This is a genomic window from Enterobacter sp. 148H3 (assembly GCF_034107425.1).
GTDB lineage: Bacteria > Pseudomonadota > Gammaproteobacteria > Enterobacterales > Enterobacteriaceae > Enterobacter > Enterobacter vonholyi.
Map to the genome: position 1 here is coordinate 236666 of NZ_JAWNEI010000002.1, position 26138 is coordinate 262803.

24 protein-coding genes are annotated in these 26138 nt (G+C 55.9%); 15 read left to right on the forward strand and 9 right to left on the reverse strand.

Annotated features, from left to right (window positions below):
• Positions 1 to 29: 29 nt before the first annotated feature.
• Positions 30 to 1259: an amino acid permease gene (locus USH94_RS03385; protein WP_111966099.1), complete on the reverse strand. Its 1230-nt coding sequence runs from the start codon at positions 1257 to 1259 to the stop codon at positions 30 to 32.
• A gap of 119 nt (positions 1260 to 1378) precedes the next feature.
• The gene (locus USH94_RS03390) at positions 1379 to 1840 is read right to left on the reverse strand and encodes a multidrug/biocide efflux PACE transporter (protein WP_111966098.1); all 462 of its coding nucleotides are present in this window, start codon (positions 1838 to 1840) and stop codon (positions 1379 to 1381) included.
• Positions 1841 to 1945: 105 nt separating this feature from the next.
• On the opposite strand from USH94_RS03390, the gene USH94_RS03395 reads away from it, so the two are divergent.
• From USH94_RS03395 to USH94_RS03420, 6 genes are all read left to right on the forward strand, one after another.
• Positions 1946 to 2812 carry a LysR family transcriptional regulator gene (locus tag USH94_RS03395; protein ID WP_111966097.1) on the forward strand — a complete coding sequence of 289 codons (867 nt, stop codon included), beginning with the start codon at positions 1946 to 1948 and terminating at the stop codon, positions 2810 to 2812.
• Between the two features lie 93 nt (positions 2813 to 2905).
• Positions 2906 to 4084 (forward strand): acetyl-CoA C-acetyltransferase, encoded by a 1179-nt coding sequence (locus tag USH94_RS03400; protein WP_111966096.1) that lies wholly within the window; start codon positions 2906 to 2908, stop codon positions 4082 to 4084.
• A gap of 233 nt (positions 4085 to 4317) precedes the next feature.
• Positions 4318 to 5154 carry a 5-dehydro-4-deoxy-D-glucuronate isomerase gene (gene kduI / locus USH94_RS03405; RefSeq protein WP_111966095.1) on the forward strand — a complete coding sequence of 279 codons (837 nt, stop codon included), beginning with the start codon at positions 4318 to 4320 and terminating at the stop codon, positions 5152 to 5154.
• A gap of 63 nt (positions 5155 to 5217) precedes the next feature.
• Positions 5218 to 5979: a 2-dehydro-3-deoxy-D-gluconate 5-dehydrogenase KduD gene (gene kduD / locus USH94_RS03410; RefSeq protein ID WP_111966094.1), complete on the forward strand. Its 762-nt coding sequence runs from the start codon at positions 5218 to 5220 to the stop codon at positions 5977 to 5979.
• Positions 5980 to 6290: 311 nt separating this feature from the next.
• Positions 6291 to 7706 (forward strand): sugar porter family MFS transporter, encoded by a 1416-nt coding sequence (locus USH94_RS03415; RefSeq protein ID WP_032660200.1) that lies wholly within the window; start codon positions 6291 to 6293, stop codon positions 7704 to 7706.
• A gap of 132 nt (positions 7707 to 7838) precedes the next feature.
• Entirely contained in the window at positions 7839 to 8531 is a 693-nt protein-coding gene (locus USH94_RS03420; RefSeq protein WP_111966093.1) for an aspartate/glutamate racemase, read from the forward strand.
• A gap of 14 nt (positions 8532 to 8545) precedes the next feature.
• Here USH94_RS03420 and USH94_RS03425 read toward each other — a convergent pair whose 3' ends face one another.
• Positions 8546 to 8938, reverse strand: a complete 393-nt coding sequence (locus USH94_RS03425) for a winged helix-turn-helix transcriptional regulator (RefSeq protein ID WP_111966092.1) — start codon at positions 8936 to 8938, stop codon at positions 8546 to 8548.
• Between the two features lie 190 nt (positions 8939 to 9128).
• On the opposite strand from USH94_RS03425, the gene USH94_RS03430 reads away from it, so the two are divergent.
• A complete protein-coding gene (locus tag USH94_RS03430) occupies positions 9129 to 9677 on the forward strand; it encodes a flavodoxin family protein (protein ID WP_045909897.1) in 549 nt (182 codons plus the stop codon).
• Positions 9678 to 9696: 19 nt separating this feature from the next.
• On the opposite strand, the gene USH94_RS03435 is transcribed toward USH94_RS03430, so the two are convergent.
• Positions 9697 to 10629 (reverse strand): LysR family transcriptional regulator, encoded by a 933-nt coding sequence (locus tag USH94_RS03435; protein WP_111966091.1) that lies wholly within the window; start codon positions 10627 to 10629, stop codon positions 9697 to 9699.
• A 121-nt stretch (positions 10630 to 10750) separates the two neighbouring features.
• On the opposite strand from USH94_RS03435, the gene lysA reads away from it, so the two are divergent.
• Positions 10751 to 12013 (forward strand): diaminopimelate decarboxylase, encoded by a 1263-nt coding sequence (lysA, locus tag USH94_RS03440; RefSeq protein ID WP_111966090.1) that lies wholly within the window; start codon positions 10751 to 10753, stop codon positions 12011 to 12013.
• Here lysA and USH94_RS03445 read toward each other — a convergent pair.
• On the reverse strand, positions 11983 to 13020 hold the full coding sequence (locus tag USH94_RS03445) for a LacI family DNA-binding transcriptional regulator (protein ID WP_111966089.1): 1038 nt from the start codon (positions 13018 to 13020) through the stop codon (positions 11983 to 11985). The two genes, lysA and USH94_RS03445, sit on opposite strands and share 31 nt — an antisense overlap.
• Positions 13021 to 13240: 220 nt before the next feature.
• Here USH94_RS03445 and USH94_RS03450 point away from each other — a divergent pair, with 220 nt between their 5' ends.
• The gene (locus tag USH94_RS03450; protein WP_111966088.1) at positions 13241 to 13726 is read left to right on the forward strand and encodes a GNAT family N-acetyltransferase; all 486 of its coding nucleotides are present in this window, start codon (positions 13241 to 13243) and stop codon (positions 13724 to 13726) included.
• On the opposite strand, the gene galR is transcribed toward USH94_RS03450, so the two are convergent.
• Positions 13687 to 14703, reverse strand: coding sequence for an HTH-type transcriptional regulator GalR (gene galR / locus USH94_RS03455; RefSeq protein ID WP_111966087.1), 1017 nt, complete (start codon positions 14701 to 14703; stop codon positions 13687 to 13689). The genes USH94_RS03450 and galR overlap by 40 nt on opposite strands.
• A 425-nt stretch (positions 14704 to 15128) precedes the next feature.
• Here galR and aas point away from each other — a divergent pair, with 425 nt between their 5' ends.
• On the forward strand, positions 15129 to 17288 hold the full coding sequence (gene aas, locus USH94_RS03460) for a bifunctional acyl-ACP--phospholipid O-acyltransferase/long-chain-fatty-acid--ACP ligase (protein WP_111966086.1): 2160 nt from the start codon (positions 15129 to 15131) through the stop codon (positions 17286 to 17288).
• The gene (gene lplT / locus USH94_RS03465; protein WP_111966085.1) at positions 17281 to 18474 is read left to right on the forward strand and encodes a lysophospholipid transporter LplT; all 1194 of its coding nucleotides are present in this window, start codon (positions 17281 to 17283) and stop codon (positions 18472 to 18474) included. The genes aas and lplT overlap by 8 nt, the downstream gene beginning before the upstream one ends.
• A 91-nt stretch (positions 18475 to 18565) precedes the next feature.
• Here lplT and USH94_RS03470 read toward each other — a convergent pair whose 3' ends face one another.
• The 3 genes from USH94_RS03470 to mutH form a co-directional block, all read right to left on the reverse strand.
• Entirely contained in the window at positions 18566 to 19606 is a 1041-nt protein-coding gene (locus tag USH94_RS03470; RefSeq protein WP_111966084.1) for an NADP(H)-dependent aldo-keto reductase, read from the reverse strand.
• 132 nt (positions 19607 to 19738) lie between these two features.
• A complete protein-coding gene (locus USH94_RS03475) occupies positions 19739 to 19957 on the reverse strand; it encodes a YgdI/YgdR family lipoprotein (protein WP_008499668.1) in 219 nt (72 codons plus the stop codon).
• 128 nt (positions 19958 to 20085) lie between these two features.
• Positions 20086 to 20778: a DNA mismatch repair endonuclease MutH gene (gene mutH, locus USH94_RS03480; RefSeq protein ID WP_111966083.1), complete on the reverse strand. Its 693-nt coding sequence runs from the start codon at positions 20776 to 20778 to the stop codon at positions 20086 to 20088.
• Positions 20779 to 21461: 683 nt separating this feature from the next.
• Here mutH and rppH point away from each other — a divergent pair.
• From rppH to thyA, 4 genes are all read left to right on the forward strand, one after another.
• Positions 21462 to 21992, forward strand: a complete 531-nt coding sequence (gene rppH, locus USH94_RS03485; protein ID WP_013098553.1) for an RNA pyrophosphohydrolase — start codon at positions 21462 to 21464, stop codon at positions 21990 to 21992.
• Positions 21993 to 22004: 12 nt separating this feature from the next.
• A complete protein-coding gene (ptsP, locus tag USH94_RS03490) occupies positions 22005 to 24251 on the forward strand; it encodes a phosphoenolpyruvate--protein phosphotransferase (protein ID WP_111966082.1) in 2247 nt (748 codons plus the stop codon).
• A 193-nt stretch (positions 24252 to 24444) separates the two neighbouring features.
• Positions 24445 to 25320, forward strand: coding sequence for a prolipoprotein diacylglyceryl transferase (gene lgt / locus USH94_RS03495; protein WP_023309046.1), 876 nt, complete (start codon positions 24445 to 24447; stop codon positions 25318 to 25320).
• 6 nt (positions 25321 to 25326) lie between these two features.
• Entirely contained in the window at positions 25327 to 26121 is a 795-nt protein-coding gene (gene thyA, locus USH94_RS03500; RefSeq protein ID WP_111966081.1) for a thymidylate synthase, read from the forward strand.
• Positions 26122 to 26138 lie beyond the last annotated feature (17 nt).

The window sequence follows — 26138 nt, forward strand, 5'->3', positions numbered from 1 at the left end:
GCCCGGCAGAACGCCGGGCATGCAGGGCGTTAGCCGACAAACATCACCGACACGCACAGCACCCCGACGATCAGCGTCAGCAGGTTGCCAATGGAACGGTACTGTTTCAGGGAGGGGATTAGATACGTCGACAGCGTCGGCATGATAAACAGGATCATGGCGATAAGCGGGCCGCTGATGGCGTAAATCATCGAAATGGCGTTCGGGTTAATGCAGCAGACGGCAAAGGTGATTAACGACACCCCCATAATGGAAATCGCGCGGTTAAAGGCGCGGCTCTTTTTCACGCCCACCTGACTGAGCGACGACTTCACGATCTCCGTCGCCCCTTCAATCACCCCAAAATAGGTGCCGAGGAAGGATTTCGACATCGCAATTATCGCCACGACAATCCCGGAAATTCCCAGCCATGCCGGTGATGAAGGCATCATCGACAGCGCGGACAGGATCGTTACCCCTTGCTCTTTGGCGGCCACAATGTACGACGGCGGAATTGAGAGCAGGCAGCTGAAGACAAAGAACAGCACGCTAAGGCAGATGATCAGGTACGCCACCTTCATGATCTTTTTACATTTATCCATGGCGCCATCGGCAAACTTCTCGCGACGGTCAACGGCAAACGTGGAGATAATCGGGGTATGGCTGAACGCAAACACCATCACCGGGATCGAAATCCAGACCTGGTGCAGCGTGTGGCGATCGACGGCCATCTGGCTGGTCAGCAGCGAGGGCTGCCAGCTGCCTATCAGATAGAGCGAGACAAACAGGAAATAGGCAATCAGCGGAAACACCAGGAAGCCCATCACTTTTATCGTGATATGCCGTCCCATCAGGAAGATCAGATTCAGAACCAGTACCACGCCCAGGCTGACCAGCACGCGAACGGCGGTATCAACCGTCAGGTGTTTCGCCAGCTGCTCCGTGAGCGAGTTGGTGATGGCCACCGCATAAATTTGCACCACCACAAAGAAGGCGATGAAATAAAGCGTGGTAATCAGGTTGCCAATCTTCCTGCCGTAATAGTGCGAGACGGCGCCGGTGATCCCCTCGTTGCCTTTCGTTTTCGACGACAGAATAAATTGCGCCAGCGCTCTGTGCGGCCAGTAGGTTAAGGGGTAGGCCACGAGGGCGGTAATAAACAGGACAATTGCGCCTGCGGAGCCCAGCTGAATGGGCAGGAACAGCGTTCCTGCGCCCACGGCCGTGCCGTAGAGAGCGAAACTCCAGAGAGTCTCATCTTTTGACCAAATTTTCGACATTAGAGCAACGTTTCAACTATCAAACCATCGGAATGGAGTGCAATTTACCATAGTTATACACCGAGAGCGCAGTTGCTTCGAAGGTGAATGGCCGGAGCGGGCGTCCGGCCAGAAGGTGTTTAGCCTGCCAAGGCGCGCCGTTGCTGGCGACGCTTAAGAAATTTATCGCGAAGGCAATCGTACGCCCAGTTATAGAACATGGTGTACGGCAGGAAGAACAGGAAGAAACCTATTTCCAGTGTGAATGCCTGCAGCAGGGTAACGCCCAGCACGGCGGCGACAATCGACACGCCAATCACAATAAACCCGCATTCAAACCCAAGCGCATGCAGCGCACGCACTTTTGCCGTACGTTTGACGCGCTGAACGGGCCAGAAGCGGTCGAAGCCGAAGTTATAAATAATGTTCCACAGCATGGCGGTGGTCGCCAGAACAATGGTCAACCCGCCCATTTCCACCACGGAACGCTGCATAAGCCACGCCGCAGTAGGGGCGAGGATCGCCGTCGCAATCCCTTCAAAACAGACAGCATGAAAGATCCGCTCCGGCAGTTTACGTTGGAGTGCATCCTGATGTTGCATAGCGATAGACCTCGTTAATTCGCCGGTATGGGCGTTGATGTGGCCTATTTTCATCGCTAAAGCTGATATATTAAAGATAGTATCCATCGCTAAAGCAGATAGGTTATGCGCTATTCACCCGAAGCCCTTAACGCGTTTGTTGAGACCGTTGCGGCAGGCTCTTTCTCTGCGGCCGCACGCCGGCTGCGCAAAAGCCAGTCGACGATCAGCACGTCCATTGCCAATCTTGAAGCCGATCTTGGCTTCGAGCTGTTTGACCGCTCTGCGCGCCAGCCGGTGTTGACGGCCCAGGGGGAACAGGTGCTGGGCTATGTGCAGGCTATTCTCGCCGCCAGCACGCGGCTGGATGAGCTGGCGGTGTCGCTATCGGCGCAAACGGAGGCGCGTCTGACGTTTGTCCTTTCCGATACCCTTAACCCGGACGTGCTGGAAGAGATGATGAAACAGTTTGACGCGCGCTTTCCCCATACGGAATTCGAATGTCTGATTGGCGAGGAGGAGGACGTGATCGATCTGCTGCAAAAGGAGCGCGCGCAGGTTGGCCTCACCGAAGCGCGAGACGGTTACCCTACGGATATCGGCGCCATCCGGCTGCCGATGCAGACCCGCATGGCGATCTATGTCGCGACCACGCATCCGCTCGCCGGACAACATGACGTTCAGCGTGACGAGCTGCACGGCTGGAGGGAGCTGCGGCTGAGCACCTATCTTGAGCGCGAGGCGGAGATCGCGCGCGGGCCCGTCTGGTCAGCCCCGAATTACCTGTTACTCTTGAGTATGGCGGTACAGGGATTTGGCTGGTGCGTGTTGCCGTGCGCGCTGGTGGATGAATTTGCCGCCGCGAAATCCCTGGTACAGCTCAATGTTCCCGGCTGGCCGCGGGCGATCGGCATCGATCTGCTGTGGAATAAACGATCCCCTCCCGGCATTGCCGGAAGCTGGCTGCGGCAGTATCTGCAGGATGCGCGCTGATCCTTGTGATTAATCTCACTATTTTTAAACAATTAAGATAATTGCCAGTAACAATCCTCTACTATCGTCATGTCATTTAACACAGAGGTCGTGATGAAAGATGTCGTTATAGTGGGTGCGTTGCGTACAGCTATCGGCTGTTTTCAGGGATCGCTCGCGCGTCACTCCGCGGTTGACCTGGGCAGCGTGGTGGTGAAAGCGCTGGTGGAACGTAGCGGGATCGCAGCACATGAAGTTGATGAGGTGATCCTGGGACAGGTTCTCACGGCCGGTGCCGGGCAAAACCCTGCGCGTCAGGCAGCGCTGAAGGGCGGGCTGCCCAATACCGTCTCTGCCATCACCATCAACGACGTCTGTGGTTCAGGATTAAAAGCGCTGCATCTCGCGACGCAGGCCATTCAGTGTGGTGAGGCGGACGTGATCATCGCGGGCGGGCAGGAGAATATGAGCCGCGCGCCGCACGTGTTGACCGACAGCCGGACCGGCGCACAGCTGGGCAACAGTCAGCTGCTCGACAGCCTGGTGCATGACGGGCTGTGGGACGCATTCAACGATTATCACATGGGCGTGACGGCTGAAAACCTGGCGCGCGAGTACGGCATCAGCCGTGAGGTGCAGGATGCCTATGCGCTAAGCTCGCAGCAAAAAGCGCGTGCGGCGATCGATTCCGGTCGTTTTCGCGACGAAATTGTCCCGGTCAGCACGCAGCGTCAGAGCGGCGAGCATGTCGTCGTAGATACCGATGAACAGCCGCGCACTGACGCCAGTGCTGAAGGCCTGGCCAGGCTGAACCCCGCGTTTGAAATGCAGGGCTCAGTGACTGCGGGAAATGCCTCTTCCATTAACGACGGCGCTGCCGCCGTTATGATGATGAGCGAAAGCAAAGCTCTTGAGCTCGATCTCCCCGTCCTGGCCCGCATTAAGGCGTTCGCGAGCGTGGGGGTTGATCCTGCGTTAATGGGGATCGCACCGGTCTACGCGACCCGCCGCTGCCTGGAGCGTGCGGGGTGGCAGCTTTCGGATGTGGATCTGATTGAAGTGAACGAAGCCTATGCCGCTCAGGCGATCTCCGTCGGAAAAATGCTTGAGTGGGATCCGCTGCGAGTCAATGTTAACGGTGGGGCGATCGCGCTGGGTCATCCTATCGGGGCGTCCGGCTGCCGGATCCTGGTTTCTCTGGTCCACGAAATGAAAAAGCGCAATGCCCGCAAAGGAATTGCCACGCTTTGTATAGGCGGCGGGCAAGGGGTGGCGCTGGCCATCGAACGCTAAACTCTTCTTATTAAAAAACCTCCTCCGGGAGGTTTTTTTTCGCGCCCTTTTTCTCCTGGCGGCTTAATTGTGATCCGAACACCATTTCCGTTATAAACAAAAATAAAAATGAAACGTTGTTTTAAATTTCATTGAAAAGCCCACTTTATGCCGATAGTATGTGCTCATTATGAAAAACGGAACGCTGTTTCGTTTATTTCCGCCTTCGGGCATGACCACATCTGGAGGTTACCGTGGACGTCAGAGAAAGCATCCACAGTGCGCACGCCAAAACGCTGGATACTCAGGGGCTGCGCAATGCGTTTTTAGTCGAGCAGGTATTCGAGGCCGACAGGTACACTATGGTTTACAGCCATATCGACCGCATTATTGTGGGCGGAATTATGCCCGTCACGAAAACCGTCTCCGTTGGCGGCGAGGTCGGTAAACAGCTGGGCGTAAATTATTTCCTCGAACGTCGCGAGCTGGGTGTGATTAACATCGGCGGGCCGGGCACCATCACCGTAGACGGACAGTGCTATGAGATTGGCCATCGCGAGGCGCTGTACGTGGGTAAAGGGGCGAAAGACGTGGTCTTTGCCAGCATCGACGGCAGCAGGCCTGCGAAGTTTTACTACAACTGTGCGCCGGCTCACGCCACCTGTCCAACCAAAAAAGTGACCCCGGCAGACGTCGCGCCCGTGACGCTGGGCGACAACCTCACCAGCAACCGCCGCACCATCAATAAGTACTTCGTGCCGGACGTGCTGGAGACGTGCCAGCTGAGTATGGGATTGACCGAGCTTGCGCCAGGCAACCTGTGGAACACCATGCCATGCCATACCCACGAGCGCCGCATGGAAGTCTACTTCTACTTCAATATGGATGAGGACGCCTGCGTGTTCCACATGATGGGGCAGCCGCAGGAAACGCGCCATATCGTGATGCACAACGAGCAGGCGGTGATTTCACCGAGCTGGTCTATTCACTCCGGCGTTGGGACAAAAGCCTACACCTTTATCTGGGGAATGGTGGGCGAAAACCAGGTCTTTGATGATATGGACCATGTTGCGGTCAGCGATCTGCGGTAGTCGCAGGCAGTGAAGCATAAACCTGCCTGTGAGTGACAGGCTCTCAAAGAGTAAGGAATAAACATGATTCTGGATGCATTCTCCCTGCAGGGGAAAGTGGCGGTGGTTTCCGGATGTGATACCGGGCTGGGTCAGGGGATGGCGTTAGGCCTGGCGGAAGCGGGCTGCGATATCGTCGGGATTAATATCGTTGAGCCTACAGAAACCATCGAGCGCGTGACGGCTCTGGGACGCCGTTTCCTGAGCCTGACCGCCGACCTGCGTAAAATCGATACCATTCCTGAACTGCTGGATCGCGCGGTAGCGGAATTTGGTCATATCGACATTCTGGTCAACAACGCCGGGCTGATTCGCCGTGAAGATGCGATCAACTTCAGCGAACGCGACTGGGACGACGTGATGGACCTTAACATCAAGAGCGTATTTTTCATGTCCCAGGCGGCGGCGAAGCATTTTATTGCGCAGGGGAACGGCGGCAAGATCGTGAATATTGCCTCTATGCTCTCGTTCCAGGGGGGAATCCGCGTGCCGTCTTACACCGCGTCCAAAAGCGCCGTGATGGGCGTGACCCGCCTGCTGGCAAACGAGTGGGCGAAACATAATATCAATGTGAATGCCATTGCGCCGGGTTACATGGCGACCAACAACACGCAGCAGCTGCGCGCAGACGAGCAGCGCAGCGCGGAAATACTTGACCGTATTCCGGCGGGGCGCTGGGGTCTGCCGGGCGATCTGATGGGGCCGGTAGTGTTTCTGGCCTCGTCGGCATCGGACTATATCAACGGCTACACCGTGGCGGTTGATGGCGGCTGGCTGGCGCGATAACCCGCATCGGGTCTGGACCTCTGCTTTCGGGCGGAGGTTTTTTTGCTCAAAAATTGTCAAAGTCCATATGGGTAAACACGAAAAATCCATACTAAAAAATCATGAACGACATCCGTCACACTTTTAATTCTGAAAAATTAATGCATTAGTAAAATAACGTGATTATTAAGCGTTAGTTGAAATTGTAATGTCCATCACAGATCGCTATGTCGCAGCGAAATAATCCATATCTTCACCTTTTCCCACCTGACACTTTTCCTCGCTTTCTCGTAATTTCATTTAACTAATTTTGCTGTTGAGGCAGGAAAAATATGACATCGATAAATGACTCTACCCTAATGCCCGCTGCGCTGCGTGATACTCGCCGCATGAACCAGTTTGTCTCCATTGCCGCCGCCGTGGCGGGCCTGTTATTTGGACTGGATATCGGCGTTATTGCCGGCGCATTACCGTTTATTACCGATCACTTTACCCTCAGCAGTCGCCTGCAGGAGTGGGTGGTGAGCAGCATGATGCTCGGTGCGGCCATCGGCGCGCTGTTCAACGGCTGGTTGTCGTTTCGTCTGGGGCGCAAATACAGCCTGATGGTCGGGGCAATTCTGTTCGTTGCCGGCTCCATTGGCTCGGCGTTTGCCGCTAACGTTGAAATCCTGCTGCTTTCCCGCGTGCTGCTGGGCGTGGCGGTGGGGATTGCGTCCTACACCGCGCCGCTTTATCTCTCCGAAATGGCGAGCGAAAACGTGCGCGGCAAGATGATCAGCATGTATCAGCTGATGGTCACGCTGGGTATTGTGCTGGCGTTTCTGTCTGACACCTACTTCAGCTACAGCGGCAACTGGCGCGCGATGCTGGGCGTGCTGGCCTTACCGGCGCTGGTGCTGATCGTCCTGGTGATTTTCCTGCCAAACAGCCCGCGCTGGCTGGCGCAAAAAGGGCGCCACGTGGAGGCGGAAGAGGTGCTGCGCATGCTGCGCGATACCTCAGAAAAAGCTCGCGAAGAGCTGAACGAGATCCGCGAAAGCCTGAAGCTGAAGCAGGGAGGCTGGGCGCTGTTTAAAATCAACCGCAACGTGCGCCGGGCGGTCTTCCTCGGCATGCTGCTGCAGGCGATGCAGCAGTTCACCGGCATGAACATCATCATGTACTACGCGCCGCGGATTTTCAAAATGGCCGGGTTTACCACCACGGAACAGCAGATGATCGCGACCCTGGTGGTCGGGCTGACCTTCATGTTCGCCACCTTTATTGCCGTGTTCACCGTGGACAAGGCGGGCCGTAAACCTGCGCTGAAAATTGGCTTCAGCGTGATGGCGCTCGGCACGCTGATCCTGGGCTACTGCCTGATGCAGTTTGATAACGGTACGGCCTCAAGCGGGCTTTCCTGGCTTTCTGTCGGGATGACCATGATGTGTATCGCAGGCTACGCGATGAGCGCCGCGCCGGTGGTCTGGATCCTGTGCTCCGAAATTCAGCCGCTCAAATGCCGCGACTTTGGCATCACCTGTTCTACGACCACCAACTGGGTATCGAACATGATCATCGGCGCGACGTTCCTGACGCTGCTGGACGCGATTGGCGCAGCGGGAACGTTCTGGCTCTATACCGTGCTGAACGTGGCGTTTATTGGCGTCACGTTCTGGCTGATCCCGGAAACCAAAGGCGTGACGCTGGAACACATCGAGCGCAAGCTGATGGCCGGAGAGAAACTGCGAAACATCGGCGTGTGATCGTATTGCCCGTTTACCTGGCCCAACGTATGCAGGGGATAACCAATGTTTGTTTAAAAGGCGCTGAATGCAGCGCCTTTTTTTATTGGCACCGGATGTGTTAAAAGAAGAAATCAACGAAAAGGAGGGATGATGAAAACGATCGGCCTGTTAGGTGGAATGAGCTGGGAATCGACAATCCCTTATTATCGCCTGATTAACGAAGGGGTGAAGCAGCGTCTGGGTGGTCTGCATTCCGCAAGCCTGCTCCTGCACAGCGTTGACTTTCATGAAATCGAAGCCTGCCAGTCGAGCGGCGAGTGGGATAAAGCCGGGGAGATCCTGGCCCAGGCGGCGCTTGGGCTGGAGCGTGCTGGCGCCGAGGGTATAGTGCTTTGTACCAATACCATGCACAAAGTGGCGTCGCATATTGAGGGCCGCTGCTCGCTGCCGTTTTTGCATATCGCGGACGCGACCGGGCGTGTGATTGCGGCATCCGGGATGCGCCGCGTAGCGCTTTTGGGTACACGCTACACCATGGAGCAGGATTTTTATCGCGGACGTTTGCACAGTGAATTTGGGATCGAGAGCCTGATCCCGGATGAAGACGATCGGGCGCGCATCAATCAGATTATCTTTGACGAGCTCTGCCTCGGTACCTTCAGCGAATCTTCCCGCGCGTATTACGTCAGCGTTATCGATAAACTCGCGCAGCAGGGGGCCGAAGGGGTGATCTTCGGCTGCACGGAGATCGGTTTGCTGGTACCCGTTGAACGAAGCCCTCTTCCGGTATTTGATACCACCGCTATCCATGCTGCGGATGCCGTGGCGTTTATGCTGTCCTGAGCACCCGTTCTGGTTTACGTGTTGGCGGCGTCATAGGCGGATTGCGCCGCCACAATAGCATCAATATTATTTTCCACCCAGTGCGCCAGCACCGTCACCGTTTCGGTTAATGTCTGGCCAAGCGGTGTCAGGCTGTACTCGACTGTTACAGGTACCGTGGCGAATATCTTTCGCGACACCAGCCCATCACGTTCCAGCTTGCGTAAAGACTGGGTCAGCACCTTTTTGGTGATTCGCTGAATATCGCGTTGAAGATGACTAAAGCGCATCGGTCCCTTCTCCAGACGCGCAAGGATTAACAGTGCCCACTTATCGGCGATACGCGTCAGCACGCCGCGGGTCGGGCAGCGCTCATCGAACACGTTGTAAGGAGGCATCTCCTTTTTCAGAACTGCTGTATGGGTCATGGTGGTTCCCTCGAGGTAACCTGGTGAGGTAAAGGTGCCTTCTTACGCCCGTGAATGTTTGCGTGTATAAAACGACGTAAGGTTTCTATTTGATACCAGGGAACCGAAAATGGCAACGGGCTCGCAGAGCAATTTTAAAGTCGTCTTAATCGTTTGACTCACAAGGCAATATTGCATCAGGAGATCTATCATGAGCGTTGTAGTTATCTATTATTCTGGCTACGGCCATACCAAACGCGTTGCTGAAACTGTCGCTGAGGGCGCGCAGGCTGAGCTTATCGCCATTGACAGTAATGGCGATATTCAGGAAAGCGACTGGCAAAAACTCAACGATGCCAAAGCGATTATTTTTGGCGCGCCAACCTACATGGGAAGCGTACCGTGGCAGTTTAAGAAATTCGCTGACGCGACCTCTAAAGCCTGGTTCGTGCGTAGCTGGCAGGACAAAGTGTTCGCGGGCTTCAGCAACAGCGCCAGCCTGAACGGTGATAAGCAGGTATCGTTGCAATACCTGCAAACGCTAGCCTCTCAGCACGGTGGGATCTGGGTGAGCCTGGGGCTGCCGCCGTCAAATACTCTCGCGGCAACCCGTCAGGACATTAATAATCTGGGCGGTTCAGTAGGTTTGCTGGTGCAGTCTCCATCGGATGCTGATGCTGGCGCCATTGCCAGCGGCGATCTGCAAACCGCTGTTAAATTCGGCGAGCGTGTTGCGGCCATTGCGAAACGTTTTAACTGAGTTTTCAGACGCCCGCTGTTTAGCGGGGCGTCTGATTCAACATCTTATTTAGCTGTCCCGCCAACATACTTAGCCCTCCCTGCAGATGTTCGCTAAACGCCTCCACCAGCGCCGACGCCGGACGATGCAATGGGCGGATTAGGCTAACGGTAAAAGGAACTGAGACGCTAAACCGACGCACAACAATTCCACTTTCCGCATAATCCAGCGCCGTAAGCGGATTCACCACCGCGACGCCGATGCCCGCTCGCACCATCGCGCAAATTGAAGCCGCGCTGTGCGTTTCCACCACCATTCGCCGTTTGACCTGATGCTCGGCAAACAGGGTATCCAGCAGCTGTCTGTAGCTGTCGGTCTGCGACAGGCTAATGTAGTTTTCCCCGTGGAAGTCCTCTGGCGTGAGCACCGCCTTACCGGCAAGCCGATGCCCGGCGGGCAGAACGCACACTTCATCTAACGAAAGTAACTCCGTGCGCGCCGTGCCTGCTGGCGTTGAGAGGTTTTCGGTTAGGCCTAAATCATGGCGCTGAGCCGAAAGCCACTCTTCAAGCAGGGGAGATTCCTGAGGCACGATGGTGAGGCTGACCTCCGGGTATCGCGCCAGAAAGGGCTGCAGCAGCATCGGTAAAAAAGATTGCGAGAAGACGGGCAGGCAGACGATCGATAGCTCGCCCTGGCGAAACTCGCGCAGGCTTTCGGCTGCACTCACTATTCTGTCCAGCCCGTACCAGGAGCGCTGAACTTCCTCGAACAGGCGTAGTCCCTGCACCGTAGGGTGAAGCCTGCCCCGGGTGCGTTCGAACAGCTTCAGCCCCAGCACTTTCTCGAAGCGGGCCAGCTCGCGGCTCACCGTCGGCTGCGAGGTATGCAGCATCTGTGCGGCTTCGGTGAGATTGCCGGTGGTCATCACGGCGTGAAAAATCTCGATGTGGCGTAAATTGACGGCGGGCATAGGGCACCTGAAAGCAGAGAACTGTCCATATCATTTTTGCATAGACTCGCGATAAAACGATATTTTTTATTCTCTTTGCGCTGTGGCGTAATCATCAAAACGCATTTATCCGGAGAAGACCATGCCACGCCCGCTGAACCAGACTGATACCGATTTGAACGCCGACAACCTGCTGCGCCTGCCTGCCGAATTTGGCTGTCCGGTGTGGGTCTACGACGCGCAGATTGTCCGCGAGAAGATCGCCGCCCTGCATCAGTTTGACGTGGTGCGTTTTGCCCAGAAGGCCTGCTCCAATATCCATATTCTGCGCCTGATGCGTGAGCAGGGCGTGAAGGTCGACTCCGTCTCGCTTGGCGAAATCGAACGCGCGCTGGCGGCCGGATACGATCCGAAAGCTGACGGCGACGCGATCGTCTTTACCGCCGATGTGATCGACGACGCGACGCTGGCGCGCGTTCACGAGCTGCAGATCCCGGTGAATGCCGGTTCTGTGGATATGCTGGAGCAGCTGGGTCAGGTATCTCCCGGCCATCGCGTCTGGCTGCGGGTGAATCCGGGCTTTGGTCACGGCCACAGCCAAAAAACCAATACCGGCGGCGAAAATAGCAAGCACGGGATCTGGTATGCCGATATGCCTGCCGCGCTGGAGGTATTACAGCGCTACGGCCTGAAGCTGGTGGGTATTCATATGCATATTGGCTCTGGCGTGGATTACGGCCACCTGGAGCAGGTGTGCGGCGCGATGGTGCGCCAGGTTGTCGACTTCGGTCAGGATCTGGAGGCGATCTCTGCGGGCGGCGGTCTCTCTATTCCTTATCGCGAAGGGGAAGAGGCGATCGATACCGATCACTATTACGGTCTGTGGAGCGCCGCGCGTGACCAAATCGCCGCGCATCTGGGCCATGCGGTGAAGCTGGAAATTGAGCCGGGTCGTTTCCTGGTGGCGGAAGCCGGCGTGCTGGTTTCGCAGGTACGCAGCGTGAAAGAGATGGGCTCTCGCCACTTCGTCTTGATTGACGCAGGCTTTAACGATTTGATGCGTCCGTCCATGTACGGCAGCTATCACCACATTACCGCCCTGGCTGCTGACGGCCGTGATTTAACGCAGGGGCCGCGCGTTGAGACGGTCGTTGCGGGGCCGCTGTGCGAATCGGGCGACGTGTTCACCCAGCAGGAGGGCGGCAAAGTGGAGACCCGAGCGCTGCCAGAGGTCAAACCGGGCGATTATCTTGTGCTGCATGACACCGGTGCCTACGGGGCATCTATGTCATCTAACTACAACAGCCGCCCGCTGCTGCCGGAAGTGCTGTTTGATAACGGTAAAGCGCGGCTGATCCGCCGTCGCCAGACCATTCAGGAACTGCTGGCTTTAGAACTCATCTGATTAAAGTACGGCCCCGTTGTGACCGAATCGCGTAAGACCAGCGTGCCGGTAAACGGCGGGATGGCATCGACCGGCTGGTTTTTTGCCAGCCGGATCGCCTGATCGATGGCCGTGACAATCATATTGTCGATGGGCAGATAAACCGATGAGAGCGCAGGCTCCAGCCATTTCGCGCTTGGGGCATCGTCAAAGCCGAACAGTGAAATATCCTGCGGGATTTTAAGCCCCGCCTGGTGCAAAGCTTTGGACGCACCCAGCGCCATATCGTCGTTACAGGCAAACAGGGCGCTAAACGGTACTCCGTCGGCAATCAATTCCTTGCAAAGCTCGTATCCCCGCGTCATTCCCGCATCGCCGTACTTTATCCGACGCTCGTCCAGACGGATACCATGCTTTTCCAGCGCCTTGCGATAGCCCATCAGCCGCGCTTTACCCGTGGGAGTGTGGATCGGGACGGTGATACAGGCGATCTCCCGATGGCCCTGGCCGATCAGGTAATCCACGGCCTTGAATGCGGCATCCTGCTGTTCGAAGAACACGCAGCGATCCGGCGCCTGGCTCACTTCACGGTTAATGACCACCAGCGGCGTTTTCACGGTGTTCATCAGTTTGACGATCGCTTTTTCGCTCATGTAGCGCGTGTAAAGCACGATGGCATCGCACTGGCGATCGGCCAGCATCTGCACCGCCTGTTCTTCCTGTTCCGGCGCGTCGTGACCGTCGGTGACGATCAGCTGTTTGCCGTGAGTTTCGGTCTGCCGCGACGCCTGCTGGAGAAGGCGGCCAAAATAAAAGCCGTCAAAGGTCGAGACGACCAGACCAATGCTGTTGCTGGTCTGGTTAGCCAGCGAGCGCGCGAGAAAGTTCGGACGATAGCCCAGCTCTTCCATCGCAGCAAAGACCTGCTGACGCGTACTCTCTTTGACCTGACCTGTGCCGTTCAGCACGCGCGAGACGGTAGCCTTCGACACGCCCGCACGCAGTGAGACATCCAGCATTGTTGCCATTCTACATTCCTGCTTCCACGTAATGGTTTGCAGTTTAACACAGACCTCGCGGCGTATAAGCGATGCGGGAAGCGCAAAAACTCTGCCACGATCACGCTTTTTGGTAACGATTCGTCCGGCCAGCCTGAAGTCAAACTCAATAGCCTGACTCTGGTAAGATAATCACCGAACCGGGCTGGAGCATCAGGCCAGTAAATACATGAGAAAATGCAGGTGAAACATGAATAAGGCTGTCATCCTCCCGCTTTACAAGGCGCCACACTTCGCAGAGCAGGTTACCGACTGGATCTGGCAGGCCTTTGGCGAAGGGCTTCCTCGGGAATTTTTCCACAGCATCGTTGAGCACAGTCAGACCCCGGGGGCACTACCGTTAACGTTTATTGCCCTTGAAGGCGAACAGCTTCTTGGCACGGTAGGGCTCTGGCGCTGCGATTTGATCACTCGACAGGATCTCTGTCCGTGGCTGGCGGCGCTGTACGTTGACGACGCGGCGCGAGGTAAGGGGCTGGCGGGACAACTTCAGCAGCATGTTATCGCTTACGCAGCGCAGTCCGGGTATGAGGAGCTCCATCTCTGGTCTGCCTGCCGCGACTTCTACGAACGTTACGGCTGGCAGTACATCGGTGATGGTCTGGAATACCCGAACACTCGGGTTCACCTCTACCGTTATTCGCTCTGCGCTTCCGCAGGCGATGCAACGGAGTGACGACGAACCAGCGTCGGGCTAAACAGATGCGTAATTTCCGGCGGCTGGTGCTGTTCAGCCAGCGCGAGTGCCAGCTCCGCGGCCTGCGTTGCCATGGTGATGATAGGGTAGCGCACGGTGGTCAGCCGCGGGCGAACGTAGCGGGAGACCAGCACGTCGTCGAAGCCAATCAGCGAAATTTCTGCCGGTACCTCAATTCCGTTGTCATTCAACACCCCCATCGCACCTGCGGCCATTGAGTCGTTATAGCTGGCAACCGCCGTGAAATTCCGTCCGCGACCCAGCAGCTCGGTCATGGCCTGTTCACCGCCGCTCTCATCCGGTTCACCGTAGGCCACCAGGCGGTCATTACACGGCAGCCCGTTTTCACGCAGGGCATCGTAGTAGCCCTGCAGGCGGTCCTCTGCATCAGAAATCGGATGATTTGAACAGAGATAGCCAATCCGGGTATGGCCCTGCTGAATAAGGTGCCGCGTTGCAAGCCAGGCACCGTAGCGGTCATCGAGGGCCACGCAGCGTTTTTCAAATCCGGGAATAATGCGGTTGATGATCACCATTCCGGGCATCTGCTTCATCAGGTGAATCAACTCGGCGTCCGGGATCATTTTGGCGTGAACCACCAGCGCCGCGCAGCGGTGGCGGATCAGCTGTTCAATGGCCTGGCGTTCTTTTTGTTCATTATGATAGCCATTGCCGATCAGCAAAAAATTACCTGTCTGATAAGAAACCTGTTCAACCGCTTTAACCATGGCGCCGAAAAAGGGATCGGAAACATCACCCACCACCAGCCCAATGGTTTCGGTGGACTGCTGGGCGAGCGCGCGGGCATTGGCATTGGGATGATAGTTCAGGGATTCCATGGCATTTTGTACCGCCTGGCGCGATGCGTCACTGGCTTTTGGGGAGTCGTTAATCACGCGGGAGACGGTTGCCACCGACACGCCTGCCAGACGGGCCACATCCTTTATTGTCGCCATTCATTACCTTCTTATTGGGGGTAAGCGTTTACACACCAAATAGTGTTGCGGAAAAGCGGCGCGCATTCAAGGGGAGCGGATTTCCGCTCTCCACAAACGTGACGCAGGGCAACCCTGGTAGTGTAATCGTTACACGCGCAGTCATGTCTGAAGAATGTCAATCTGAACCTTTGGTTACACTTTGCCTCAGGCTGTTGCGATTGTCCGATGGCGAGGATGTTAATGAGATTGATACAGTTGAGATCCCAGAGGTATTGATTGGTGAGAATTCTTAGTACGATTTCGTACTCATCTCTTGCACCAACCTGCGCGGATGCGCAGGTTTTTTTTCGCCTCCACTTTTGCTGTCGCTCCCGTATCACTTCTCGTGTAATCTGCCACCATTTACTATCAACCCTCCACACTGGCTGGCAAAGGGAGTTGAGATGCTATTTGGGTTCTTCCGTACACTGTTCCGTATTCTTTTTCGCCTCCACGTCACTGGCGATGCCCAGGCGCTTCGCGGCGAACGCGTTCTTATCACACCAAATCATGTTTCCTTTATAGATGGCATCCTGCTGGCGCTGTTTTTACCCGTGCGCCCGGTGTTTGCAGTCTATACCTCTATCAGCCAGCAGTGGTACATGCGCTGGCTCACGCCGCTGATTGATTTTGTGCCGCTCGACCCGACCAAGCCGATGATGATTAAGCATCTGGTGCGTCTGGTTGAGCAGGGGCGTCCGGTGGTTATTTTCCCTGAAGGGCGTATTTCAGTGACCGGTTCGCTGATGAAAATCTACGACGGCGCGGGGTTTGTTGCAGCGAAATCAAAAGCGACCGTGGTGCCGCTGCGCATTGAAGGCGCGGAGCTAACCCATTTCAGCCGCCTGAAGGGGCTGGTGAAGCAGCGTCTGTTCCCTAAAATAACCCTGCATATTCTGCCGCCAACGTCGTTACCGATGCCAGAAGCGCCGCGTGCCCGCGATCGCCGTAAAATCGCCGGGGAAATGCTGCACCAGATTATGATGGAAGCGCGCATGGCCGTGCGCCCGCGCGAAACGCTGTACGAATCTCTGCTATCCGCGCAGTACCGCTATGGCGCGAAGAAAAACTGTATCGAAGACATCAACTTTACCCCGGACACCTATCGCAAACTGCTGACCAAAACCCTGTTTGTGGGCCGTATTCTGGAGAAGTACAGCAAAAAAGGCGAAAAGATTGGCCTGATGCTGCCTAATGCGGGCATTAGCGCGGCGGTGATTTTCGGTGCGGTTTTCCGGGGCCGTATCCCGGCAATGATGAACTACACGGCGGGCGTAAAAGGGTTGACCAGCGCCATCACCGCAGCCCAGATTAATACCGTCTTTACCTCCCGACAGTTCCTGGACAAAGGCAAGCTCTGGCATCTTCCCGAGCAGCTCACCCAGGTGCGCTGGGTCTTCCTGGAGGATCTGAAAGCGGACGTGACCACCGGCGACAAGCTGTGGATTTTTGCGCATCTTCTGATGCCGCGTCTGGCGCAGGTCAAACAGCAGCCGGAAGATGACGCGATTATCCTCTTCACGTCGGGATCGGAGGGCAACCCGAAAGGCGTCGTCCACAGCCACAAGAGCATTCTGGCGAACGTTGAGCAGATCAAAAGCATTGCCGACTTTACCGCGAATGACCGCTTTATGTCGGCGCTGCCGCTTTTCCATTCCTTTGGCCTGACGGTGGGGCTATTCACGCCGCTCCTGACCGGCGCAGAAGTGTTCCTCTACCCGAGCCCGCTGCATTACCGCATTGTGCCGGAGCTGGTCTATGACCGTAACTGCACCGTCCTGTTCGGAACCTCAACCTTCCTGGGCAACTATGCGCGTTTCGCCAATCCGTATGACTTCTATCGCGTGCGGTATGTGGTGGCCGGTGCGGAAAAACTGCAGGAGAGCACGCGTCAGATCTGGCAGGACAAGTTTGGCCTGCGCATTCTTGAAGGCTATGGCGTTACCGAGTGTGCGCCCGTGGTCTCGATTAACGTGCCCATGGCGGCGAAACCAGGTACGGTTGGCCGAATCCTGCCGGGAATGGATGCGCGTCTGCTGGCGGTGCCCGGCATTGAGGACGGTGGCCGTCTGCAGCTGAAAGGGCCAAACGTGATGAACGGTTATCTGCGCGTGGAAAACCCGGGCGTGCTGGAAGCGCCGACGGCGGAAAACGTCAACGGCGAGGTTGAAACCGGCTGGTACGACACCGGGGATATCGTCCGTTTCGATGAGCAGGGCTTTGTACAGATTCAGGGACGCGCGAAACGCTTTGCCAAAATCGCCGGTGAAATGGTCTCTCTGGAAATGGTCGAACAGCTGGCAACGGCCGTGTCTGCGGATAAGATGCATGCTACGGTGGTGAAGAGTGATGTCAGCAAAGGCGAGGCGCTGGTGCTGTTTACGACCGACGCTGAACTTAAGCGCGACAGGTTACTAAGCTATGCGCGTGAACACGGTATCCCTGAACTGGCCGTGCCGCGCGACATTCGCTACCTGAAGCAGCTCCCGGTGCTGGGTAGCGGGAAGCCCGATTTCGTGACCCTGAAAGGCATGGTTGAAGAGGCGGAACAGCAAAATGCGTGAGTCAGTACACACTAACACCTCACTGCGTTCAAAAGGCATGATGGCGGTCATTGCCGCGCAGTTCCTCTCTGCGTTCGGTGATAATGCGCTGTTGTTCGCCACGCTGGCGCTGCTGAAAGCTGAGTTTTACCCCGACTGGAGTCAGCCGATCCTGCAGATGGTGTTTGTGGGCGCTTACATTATTTTTGCTCCGTTCGTAGGGCAGGTAGCGGACAGCTTCCCGAAAGGCCGGGTGATGATGTTTGCCAACGGTCTCAAGCTGCTGGGTGCCGCCAGCATTTGCTTTGGCTTCAATCCGTTTATTGGCTACACGCTGGTGGGCATTGGCGCTGCCGCCTACTCCCCGGCAAAGTATGGCATCCTCGGAGAGCTGACCACGGGCGATAAGCTGGTGAAAGCCAACGGCCTGATGGAGTCGTCAACCATTGCTGCTATTCTGCTCGGATCCGTCGCGGGCGGCGTACTGGCCGACTGGCATGTCCTGGCGGCACTGGGCATCTGCGCGGTGGTGTATGGCGGGGCAGTTGTGGCAAACCTCTTTATTCCGAAGCTGCCAGTGGCTCGCCCGGGACAATCCTGGCGCTTCAAACCGATGACCGGCAGTTTCTTCAACGCGTGCCGCGTGCTGTGGCGTAACGGGGAAACGCGTTTCTCCCTGATGGGGACCAGTATGTTCTGGGGGGCGGGCGTCACGCTGCGCTTCCTGCTGGTCCTGTGGGTGCCGGTGGCGCTGGGCATTACGGACAATGCGACGCCGACCTATCTTAATGCGATGGTGGCCATCGGCATTGTGGTTGGGGCGGGTGCGGCGGCGAAGCTGGTGACGCTCGAGACGGTAGCGCGCTGCATGCCCGCAGGGATCCTGATTGGCGTCGTGGTGCTTATCTTCTCGCTGCAGCATGCGTTATTGCCCGCGTATGTCCTCCTCATCCTGATTGGTATTCTGGGGGGCTTCTTCGTGGTGCCGCTGAACGCGTTGCTGCAGGAACGGGGTAAGCAGACCGTCGGGGCGGGAAATGCTATCGCGGTACAAAACCTGGGTGAAAACCTGGCAATGCTGTTAATGCTGGGGCTCTACTCGCTGGCGGTAAAAGTGGGTGTGCCGGTGGTGGGGATCGGCGTCGGGTTTGGCGGGCTGTTTGCGATTGCGATCGCGGGCTTGTGGATTTGGCAGCGTCGCCGTTGATAAGTGAGGCCTGATGTCCTCACCCCGACCTCTCCCGCAGGGAGAGGTGGCAACCCCTAAAACGGCAACCTGCGTTGCCGTTTTACTTTTATTACGGTGCCGGGTAAGTGTATACCTGATGCACCGCTTCAATCTCTGCTAACACGTCTTCACTCAGGTTCAGGTGGAAACTCTCAATATTGGTTTTCAGCTGTTCCATCGTGGTCGCGCCCAGCAGGGTGCTGGCAACAAACGGCTGACGACGCACGAAGGCCAGCGCCATCTGTGCAGGGTCAAGACCGTGACGCTTTGCGATATCCACATAGGCAGCAACGGCTTTCTGCGTCTGCTCTCCGCTGTAGCGGGTGAAGCGGCTAAAGAGGGTATTTCGCGCCCCCGCCGGCTTCGCGCCGTTCAGGTATTTCCCCGTCAGCGTGCCGAAGCCGAGACAGGAATAGGCGAGCAGCTCTACCTCTTCATACTGTGTCACTTCGGCCAGACCCACCTCATAGCTGCGGTTAAGCAAGCTGTACGGGTTCTGGATAGTCACAATACGCGGCAGATCGTGCTTATCCGCCAGGTGCAGATAGCGCATGACCCCAAAGGCCGTTTCGTTAGATACGCCAATGTAGCGGATTTTTCCCGCGCGCTGGCACTCGGTCAGCGCTTCCAGCGTTTCCAGCAGCGTCACGGTGGGGGCGCTCTCATTCCAGCTGTATCCGAGCTTGCCAAAGCAGTTGGTTGGTCGCTGCGGCCAGTGCACCTGGTAGAGGTCGAGATAGTCGGTTTGCAGGCGCTTCAGGCTGGCATCCAGAGCGGCGCGGATATTCTTGCGATCGAGGATCTGGTTCGGACGGATCCCGGTATCGTTATTGCGCGCGGGGCCACTGACTTTTGAGGCAATCACCAGCTTTTCACGGTTGCCGCGCTTTGCCAGCCAGTTACCGACGTAAGTTTCGGTAAGTCCCTGCGTTTCAGGGCGTGGCGGAACTGGGTACATTTCTGCAACATCAATCAGGTTAATGCCCTGGCTGACGGCGTAATCGAGTTGTGCATGGGCATCGGCTTCGCTGTTTTGTTCACCAAATGTCATCGTGCCCAACCCCAGTTGGCTTATTTCCAGAGCGCTGTGGGGGATACGGTGATAATGCATAGCCGGCTTCCTCAGTAGACTTATAGACCGCGTCAGGGCGTGCCCGACAAAGGAATATAAACATGGCAGAGGGGAAGCAAAAGGGGAAGAAAAAAAATCAAAAAGGCCAGCAAGCGACTGACCTCTCTCTGATTATCGCTCGATAATTTGCGATACTTCGTCGCGATTGATCTGCATTTTATTGCCTTCCTGGTCGCGGTAGCTGACCAGACCGGTATCATCGTCGACTTCGGGTTTGCCATCGGTCAGGATCATTCGACCATCTTTTGTCGCCATGACGTAATCGCTGCTACAGCCCGATACGGCAAACGCTAAACCGACTGCTGACACTAATACTGCCCATTTTTTCATCGTTATCGTCCTCATCTGGCTTGTATCAAATCATAATCTAGTATTAACCCGATATGGCGACTTGAGGAAGCGGTAAAATCTTAAAAAGCAGTCGATTATGTTTGAGAGCTCGCAAAATAAGTAAAAAACTATGTTTTTAACAGGAAATGACGTGCCAGGAGCGCGCCGGTGAAATTCTTTTTGAGATAAAAACCGCGCGGCAACGTCAGTATCGGTTCACCCTGCGCGCCGATTGCCTCGGTAAGTGCTTTACTGTTGGCTGCTTTCGGACGCAGCTGTAACACTTCTCCGTGTCGGGCGGTGATGCGCTCTACCTGCCCAAGCACAATCATGTCCATCAGCTCTTCCCAGTCCAGGCGCAGCTGATGCTCTTCATCCTCGTCCGGGCTCCAGAGCAGCGGTGCGCCAACGCGACGGTCAGCCAGGGGGATCTGACGCTCACCTTCAACCGGTACCCATAATACGCGCTTCAGCTTGTGGCGAACGTGACTGGTTTCCCACGTCACGCCGGTATTGCCGGTTAATGGCGCAACGCAGACAAAAGTGGTCTCAAGCGGCTTGCCCTGGCTGTCTACAGGGATAGTTTTTAACTCCACGCCAAGTGCGGCAAAATCCTGCTCAGGTTTGCTCCCTGCGCTGGCACCCAGCCATAGTTCAAGCAGCATGCCGATCCAGCCTTTATCCCGCTTAAGATCCTTCGGGATCTGAAGCCCTGCCATTGCCGCCAGCTCGCCAAGCGAAAAGCCTGCAAGACGCTGTGCCTGCTGTAGCAACTGGCCCTCGCTGGACGGCGGTGAGAGCAAGGGTGTAAGCGGATGCATGATGGTAACCTTTTGATTAAAAAATAAACGAAGAAATTGTCCCCTGTGGATAGAGTTTAACTATTTCTGTACGAATATTCCATGTGCATGATTTATATGTTTTTTTACTGGTTTGAAATCGTTTCACCAGAGTCGGAAAACGGGTTGTTCAAATCTGGTCACTGACAATGAACAGGATCTTACACCATGTTATCCACAGAAAAATGGGATAACTGGGCATAACCCTGACTACTGTTTCAATTTACAGCCTTGACGTGCGAGGAAAATCGAAATTTCAAACAAATTGTGACTAACTTATTGGCACAATCTGTGGATAAAACCGACGCTGTTCGATCTTTCATCAGCGCGACGATCCCTGATGTGACGATCGTCACGCTATTCTGTTTTGTGCTCATGAAAATACATTTAACTATATGAAAATAATTGCATTATTGAATTGCGCTAAAAAGGGGGGGACGGCATTGTTTGAGGTTGTTCATCGGTAATTAGACACTTCTTCACAACTATATCCACAGAAAAGGTGAATAAAATTCCCTTCACTGCCTCTCATCTGTTTATAACTCAGCACTTATTTGTGAGTTATTCAAATGTTATTAGGTTGCAGCCCTGTAAGAGAGTGGTTTACCGCCTCCCTGTAGTGTGAAACAATCATTCATATATAAGGTTTAGTTTGGGGTAGTCCGGTGATTGATGACGATGGCTACCGCCCGAACGTAGGAATAGTAATTTGTAATCGTCAGGGCCAGGTAATGTGGGCCCGGCGATATGGTCAGCACTCCTGGCAGTTCCCGCAAGGTGGGATCAATCCGGGAGAGTCCCCAGAACAAGCGATGTACCGGGAGCTTTTTGAAGAGGTCGGTTTGAGCCGAAAAGATGTTCGCATCCTGGCTTCGACCCGCAACTGGTTGCGTTACAAGTTACCGAAACGTTTGGTGCGTTGGGACACAAAGCCGGTTTGTATCGGCCAGAAACAGAAGTGGTTTCTGTTGCAGTTGGTGGGCAACGATTCAGACATCAATATGCAAACCAGCAGTACGCCGGAGTTCGATGGCTGGCGCTGGGTGAGCTATTGGTATCCTGTTCGTCAGGTCGTGTCATTTAAACGCGATGTTTACCGTAGGGTGATGAAAGAGTTTGCAAGTGTGGTAATGCAGCTTCAGGAGATCCCGCCTAAGCCGCAGAGCGCACCTGCCTGGCGACGTAAAAGAGGTTAAGCTACGCAAATCATGCTCACCCGCTTGCGAGAAATAGTCGAGAAGGTGGCCAGCGCTCCGCGTCTGAACGAGGCGCTGAATATTCTGGTCACCGACATCTGTCTTGCGATGGAGACCGAGGTCTGTTCGGTGTATCTGGCCGACCACGATCGGCGCTGCTATTACCTGATGGCGACCCGTGGTTTGAAGAAGCCACGTGGACGCACCGTAACGCTCGCATTTGATGAGGGTATCGTCGGTCTGGTTGGGCGGCTGGCTGAACCCATCAACCTTGCTGACGCGCAAAAACACCCCAGCTTTAAATACATCCCTTCCGTAAAAGAAGAGCGCTTCCGCGCTTTCCTTGGCGTACCGATTATCCAGCGTCGCCAGCTGCTCGGCGTGCTGGTCGTCCAGCAGCGTGAGCTACGTCAGTATGACGAAAGCGAGGAGTCTTTCCTCGTCACGCTGGCCACGCAGATGGCGGCGATCCTCTCCCAGTCTCAGCTTGCCGCGCTCTTTGGTCAGTATCGCCATACGCGCATTCGTGCCCTTCCGGCATCGCCTGGCGTAGCGATTGCTGAAGGCTGGATGGACGCCACGCTGCCGTTAATGGAGCAGGTTTACGAAGCCTCAACGCTTGATGAAGCGCTTGAGCGCGAGCGTCTTACCGCCGCGCTGGAAGAGGCGGCGAATGAATTTCGTCGTTACAGCAAGCGTTTTGCCGCAGGTGCGCAAAAAGAGACGGCGGCCATTTTCGACCTCTATTCGCACCTGCTTTCCGATGCGCGTCTGCGTCGTGAGCTTTTTGCTGAAGTGGATAAAGGCTCGGTCGCGGAGTGGGCCGTTAAGAAGGTTATCGAGAAATTTGCCGACCAATTTGCGGCATTGACCGACGGTTACCTGAAAGAGCGGGCTGGAGATCTCCGGGCCCTGGGACAACGTCTGCTGTTCCATCTTGATGACACCATTCAGGGGCCGAATGCCTGGCCTCAACGGTTTGTTCTGGTCGCCGATGAACTGTCGGCAACCACGCTGGCTGAACTGCCGCAGGACAGGCTGGCCGGTGTCGTGGTGCGCGATGGTGCCGCCAACTCACACGCCGCCATTATGGTGCGCGCGCTGGGTATCCCTACCGTTATGGGGGCGGACATTCAGCCGTCGGTACTGCACCGACGTACGCTGGTGGTCGACGGCTATCGCGGTGAGCTGCTGGTCGATCCTGAGCCGGTTCTGCTCCAGGAATACCAGCGTCTTATCAGCGAAGAGAATGAATTAAGCAAGCTGGCGGAAGATGACGTCAACCTGCCCGCACAGCTTAAGAGCGGCGAGCGTATCAAAGTCATGCTCAACGCCGGTTTAAGCCCTGAGCATGAAGAAAAGCTGGGCAGCCGCATCGACGGCATTGGCCTATACCGTACTGAAATCCCGTTCATGCTGCAGAGCGGTTTCCCCTCCGAAGAGGAGCAGGTGGCGCAGTATCAGGGGATGCTGCAGATGTTTAACGACAAACCTGTCACCCTGCGTACCCTGGATGTCGGGGCGGATAAACAGCTGCCCTATATGCCGATCAGCGAAGAAAACCCGTGCCTGGGCTGGCGTGGGATCCGCATAACGCTCGATCAGCCGGAGATCTTCCTGATCCAGGTGCGTGCGATGCTGCGCGCCAACGCGGCGACGGGCAATCTCAGCATCCTGCTGCCGATGGTCACAAGCATTGATGAGATCGACGAGTCGCGGCGGCTGATCGAACGTGCCGGGCGTGAAGTGGAAGAGATGATCGGCTATGCGATCCCGAAACCGCGGATCGGCGTGATGCTTGAAGTGCCGTCTATGGTCTTTATGCTGCCGCAGCTGGCAAGCCGTGTTGATTTTATCTCTGTCGGCACCAACGACCTGACGCAATATATTCTGGCCGTCGACCGCAACAATACCCGCGTCGCCAGTATCTACGACAGCCTGCATCCGGCGATCATTCGCGCGTTAGCGATGATTGCCCGTGAAGCGGAGCAGTACGGCATTGATTTACGCCTGTGCGGTGAAATGGCCGGGGATTCCATGTGCGTTGCGATCCTTATTGGTCTGGGATACCGCCATCTGTCGATGAACGGTCGCGCCGTCGCTCGCGTGAAATACCTGCTGCGACATATCGACATCAATGATGCTCGCGAACTGGCAGAACGCAGCCTTGAGGCGCAGCTGGCTGCTGAGGTTCGTCACCAGGTCGCGGCGTTTATGGAACGACGCGGTATGGGCGGCCTGATCCGCGGCGGCCGCTAATCGTCTTTCTCCCTCTCCCGGTGGGAGAGGGCACCAGCGGGCATAACACCCTATACACATCTTTTACATCTCTGGCGCATCCTCCGCGCCCGCCTTATGCTATGATTCGCAACTTTGGAGCCTCTGCTTACGGCAGAATCGCATTTCTACCGCTGTCCACTTTCAGCGGAATAACAACATCTTGTGGTGACAGATGAACAGTGGTTATCTGCATTTTCCGGAATTTGATCCGGTCATTTTCTCAGTAGGACCTGTTTCGCTTCACTGGTACGGTCTGATGTACCTGGTGGGCTTCATTTTTGCCATGTGGCTCGCTGGCCGTCGCGCCAGTCGTCCCGGCAGCGGCTGGACGAAAAACGAAGTTGAAAACCTGCTCTATGCGGGCTTCCTCGGCGTGTTCCTCGGTGGCCGTATTGGGTACGTGCTGTTCTATAACTTCCCTGTATTCCTGAACGATCCCCTCTACCTGTTCCGCGTCTGGGACGGCGGCATGTCCTTCCACGGCGGCCTGATTGGGGTGATCCTGGTGATGGTGATTTTTGCCAAACGCACCAAACGCAACTTCTTCCAGGTTTCGGATTTTATCGCGCCGCTGATCCCGTTTGGTCTGGGTGCCGGTCGTCTGGGTAACTTTATCAACGGTGAGCTGTGGGGCCGCGTCGACCCGAGCGTGCCTTACACGATGCTCTTCCCGGGCTCCCGCGCGGAAGATATCGCGCTGCTGCCATCACATCCGGAGTGGCAGTCCATTTTCGATACCTACGGCGTTCTGCCGCGCCATATGTCTCAGCTGTACGAGCTGGCGCTGGAAGGCGTGGTGCTGTTTATCATTCTCAACCTGTTTATCCGCAAACCGCGTCCGATGGGCGCTGTCTCCGGCCTGTTCCTTATTGGCTACGGCGCATTCCGTATTATCGTCGAGTTCTTCCGTCAGCCAGACGCACAGTTTACCGGCGAATGGGTACAGTACATCAGCATGGGGCAGATCCTCTCCATACCGATGATTGTCGCGGGTGCCATTATGATGATTTGGGCGTATCGTCGTCGTCCACAGCAACAAATTTCCTGAGGAACCATGAAACAGTATCTTGAATTGATGAAAAAAGTGCTCGACGAGGGCACGCCGAAAAACGACCGCACCGGCACCGGTACGCTCTCCATTTTTGGCCACCAGATGCGCTTCAACCTGCAGGAAGGCTTCCCTCTGGTGACGACAAAGCGCTGCCACCTGCGCTCGATCATTCATGAACTGCTCTGGTTCCTGCAAGGCGATACCAACATAGCGTATCTGCACGAAAATAACGTCTCAATCTGGGACGAATGGGCAGATGAAAATGGCAACCTGGGCCCGGTTTACGGCAAGCAGTGGCGCGCATGGCCAACGCCTGATGGCCGCCATATTGACCAGATCACCACCGTGATGAACCAGCTGAAAAACGATCCGGACTCGCGCCGCATCATCGTTTCCGCCTGGAACGTCGGCGAGCTGGATAAAATGGCGCTGGCACCGTGCCATGCGTTCTTCCAGTTCTATGTGGCGGATGGGAAGCTCTCCTGCCAGCTCTACCAGCGCTCCTGTGACGTGTTCCTCGGCCTGCCGTTTAACATTGCCAGCTATGCGCTGTTGGTCCACATGATGGCGCAGCAGTGCGATCTGGAAGTGGGTGATTTTGTCTGGACCGGAGGGGATACCCATCTTTACAGCAACCATATGGAACAGACGCATCTCCAGCTGACGCGCGAACCGCGTGCGCTGCCGAAGCTGGTTATCAAGCGCAAACCGGCATCAATCTTCGATTACCGCTTTGATGATTTCGAAATTGAGGGCTACGACCCACATCCGGGCATCAAAGCGCCCGTCGCTATCTGATGCGATAAAGCGTGACA

Bases quoted from the DNA above. Each gene is read 5' to 3' on its own strand.
- USH94_RS03385 (WP_111966099.1), bottom strand. From the start codon at position 1,259: ATGTCGAAAATTTGGTCAAAAGATGAGACTCTCTGGAGTTTCGCTCTC.
- USH94_RS03390 (WP_111966098.1), bottom strand. From the start codon at position 1,840: ATGCAACATCAGGATGCACTCCAACGTAAACTGCCGGAGCGGATCTTT.
- USH94_RS03395 (WP_111966097.1), top strand. From the start codon at position 1,946: ATGCGCTATTCACCCGAAGCCCTTAACGCGTTTGTTGAGACCGTTGCG.
- USH94_RS03400 (WP_111966096.1), top strand. From the start codon at position 2,906: ATGAAAGATGTCGTTATAGTGGGTGCGTTGCGTACAGCTATCGGCTGT.
- kduD (WP_111966094.1), top strand. From the start codon at position 5,218: ATGATTCTGGATGCATTCTCCCTGCAGGGGAAAGTGGCGGTGGTTTCC.
- USH94_RS03415 (WP_032660200.1), top strand. From the start codon at position 6,291: ATGACATCGATAAATGACTCTACCCTAATGCCCGCTGCGCTGCGTGAT.
- USH94_RS03420 (WP_111966093.1), top strand. From the start codon at position 7,839: ATGAAAACGATCGGCCTGTTAGGTGGAATGAGCTGGGAATCGACAATC.
- USH94_RS03425 (WP_111966092.1), bottom strand. From the start codon at position 8,938: ATGACCCATACAGCAGTTCTGAAAAAGGAGATGCCTCCTTACAACGTG.
- USH94_RS03430 (WP_045909897.1), top strand. From the start codon at position 9,129: ATGAGCGTTGTAGTTATCTATTATTCTGGCTACGGCCATACCAAACGC.
- USH94_RS03435 (WP_111966091.1), bottom strand. From the start codon at position 10,629: ATGCCCGCCGTCAATTTACGCCACATCGAGATTTTTCACGCCGTGATG.
- lysA (WP_111966090.1), top strand. From the start codon at position 10,751: ATGCCACGCCCGCTGAACCAGACTGATACCGATTTGAACGCCGACAAC.
- USH94_RS03445 (WP_111966089.1), bottom strand. From the start codon at position 13,020: ATGGCAACAATGCTGGATGTCTCACTGCGTGCGGGCGTGTCGAAGGCT.
- USH94_RS03450 (WP_111966088.1), top strand. From the start codon at position 13,241: ATGAATAAGGCTGTCATCCTCCCGCTTTACAAGGCGCCACACTTCGCA.
- galR (WP_111966087.1), bottom strand. From the start codon at position 14,703: ATGGCGACAATAAAGGATGTGGCCCGTCTGGCAGGCGTGTCGGTGGCA.
- aas (WP_111966086.1), top strand. From the start codon at position 15,129: ATGCTATTTGGGTTCTTCCGTACACTGTTCCGTATTCTTTTTCGCCTC.
- lplT (WP_111966085.1), top strand. From the start codon at position 17,281: ATGCGTGAGTCAGTACACACTAACACCTCACTGCGTTCAAAAGGCATG.
- USH94_RS03470 (WP_111966084.1), bottom strand. From the start codon at position 19,606: ATGCATTATCACCGTATCCCCCACAGCGCTCTGGAAATAAGCCAACTG.
- USH94_RS03475 (WP_008499668.1), bottom strand. From the start codon at position 19,957: ATGAAAAAATGGGCAGTATTAGTGTCAGCAGTCGGTTTAGCGTTTGCC.
- mutH (WP_111966083.1), bottom strand. From the start codon at position 20,778: ATGCATCCGCTTACACCCTTGCTCTCACCGCCGTCCAGCGAGGGCCAG.
- ptsP (WP_111966082.1), top strand. From the start codon at position 22,005: ATGCTCACCCGCTTGCGAGAAATAGTCGAGAAGGTGGCCAGCGCTCCG.
- lgt (WP_023309046.1), top strand. From the start codon at position 24,445: ATGAACAGTGGTTATCTGCATTTTCCGGAATTTGATCCGGTCATTTTC.
- thyA (WP_111966081.1), top strand. From the start codon at position 25,327: ATGAAACAGTATCTTGAATTGATGAAAAAAGTGCTCGACGAGGGCACG.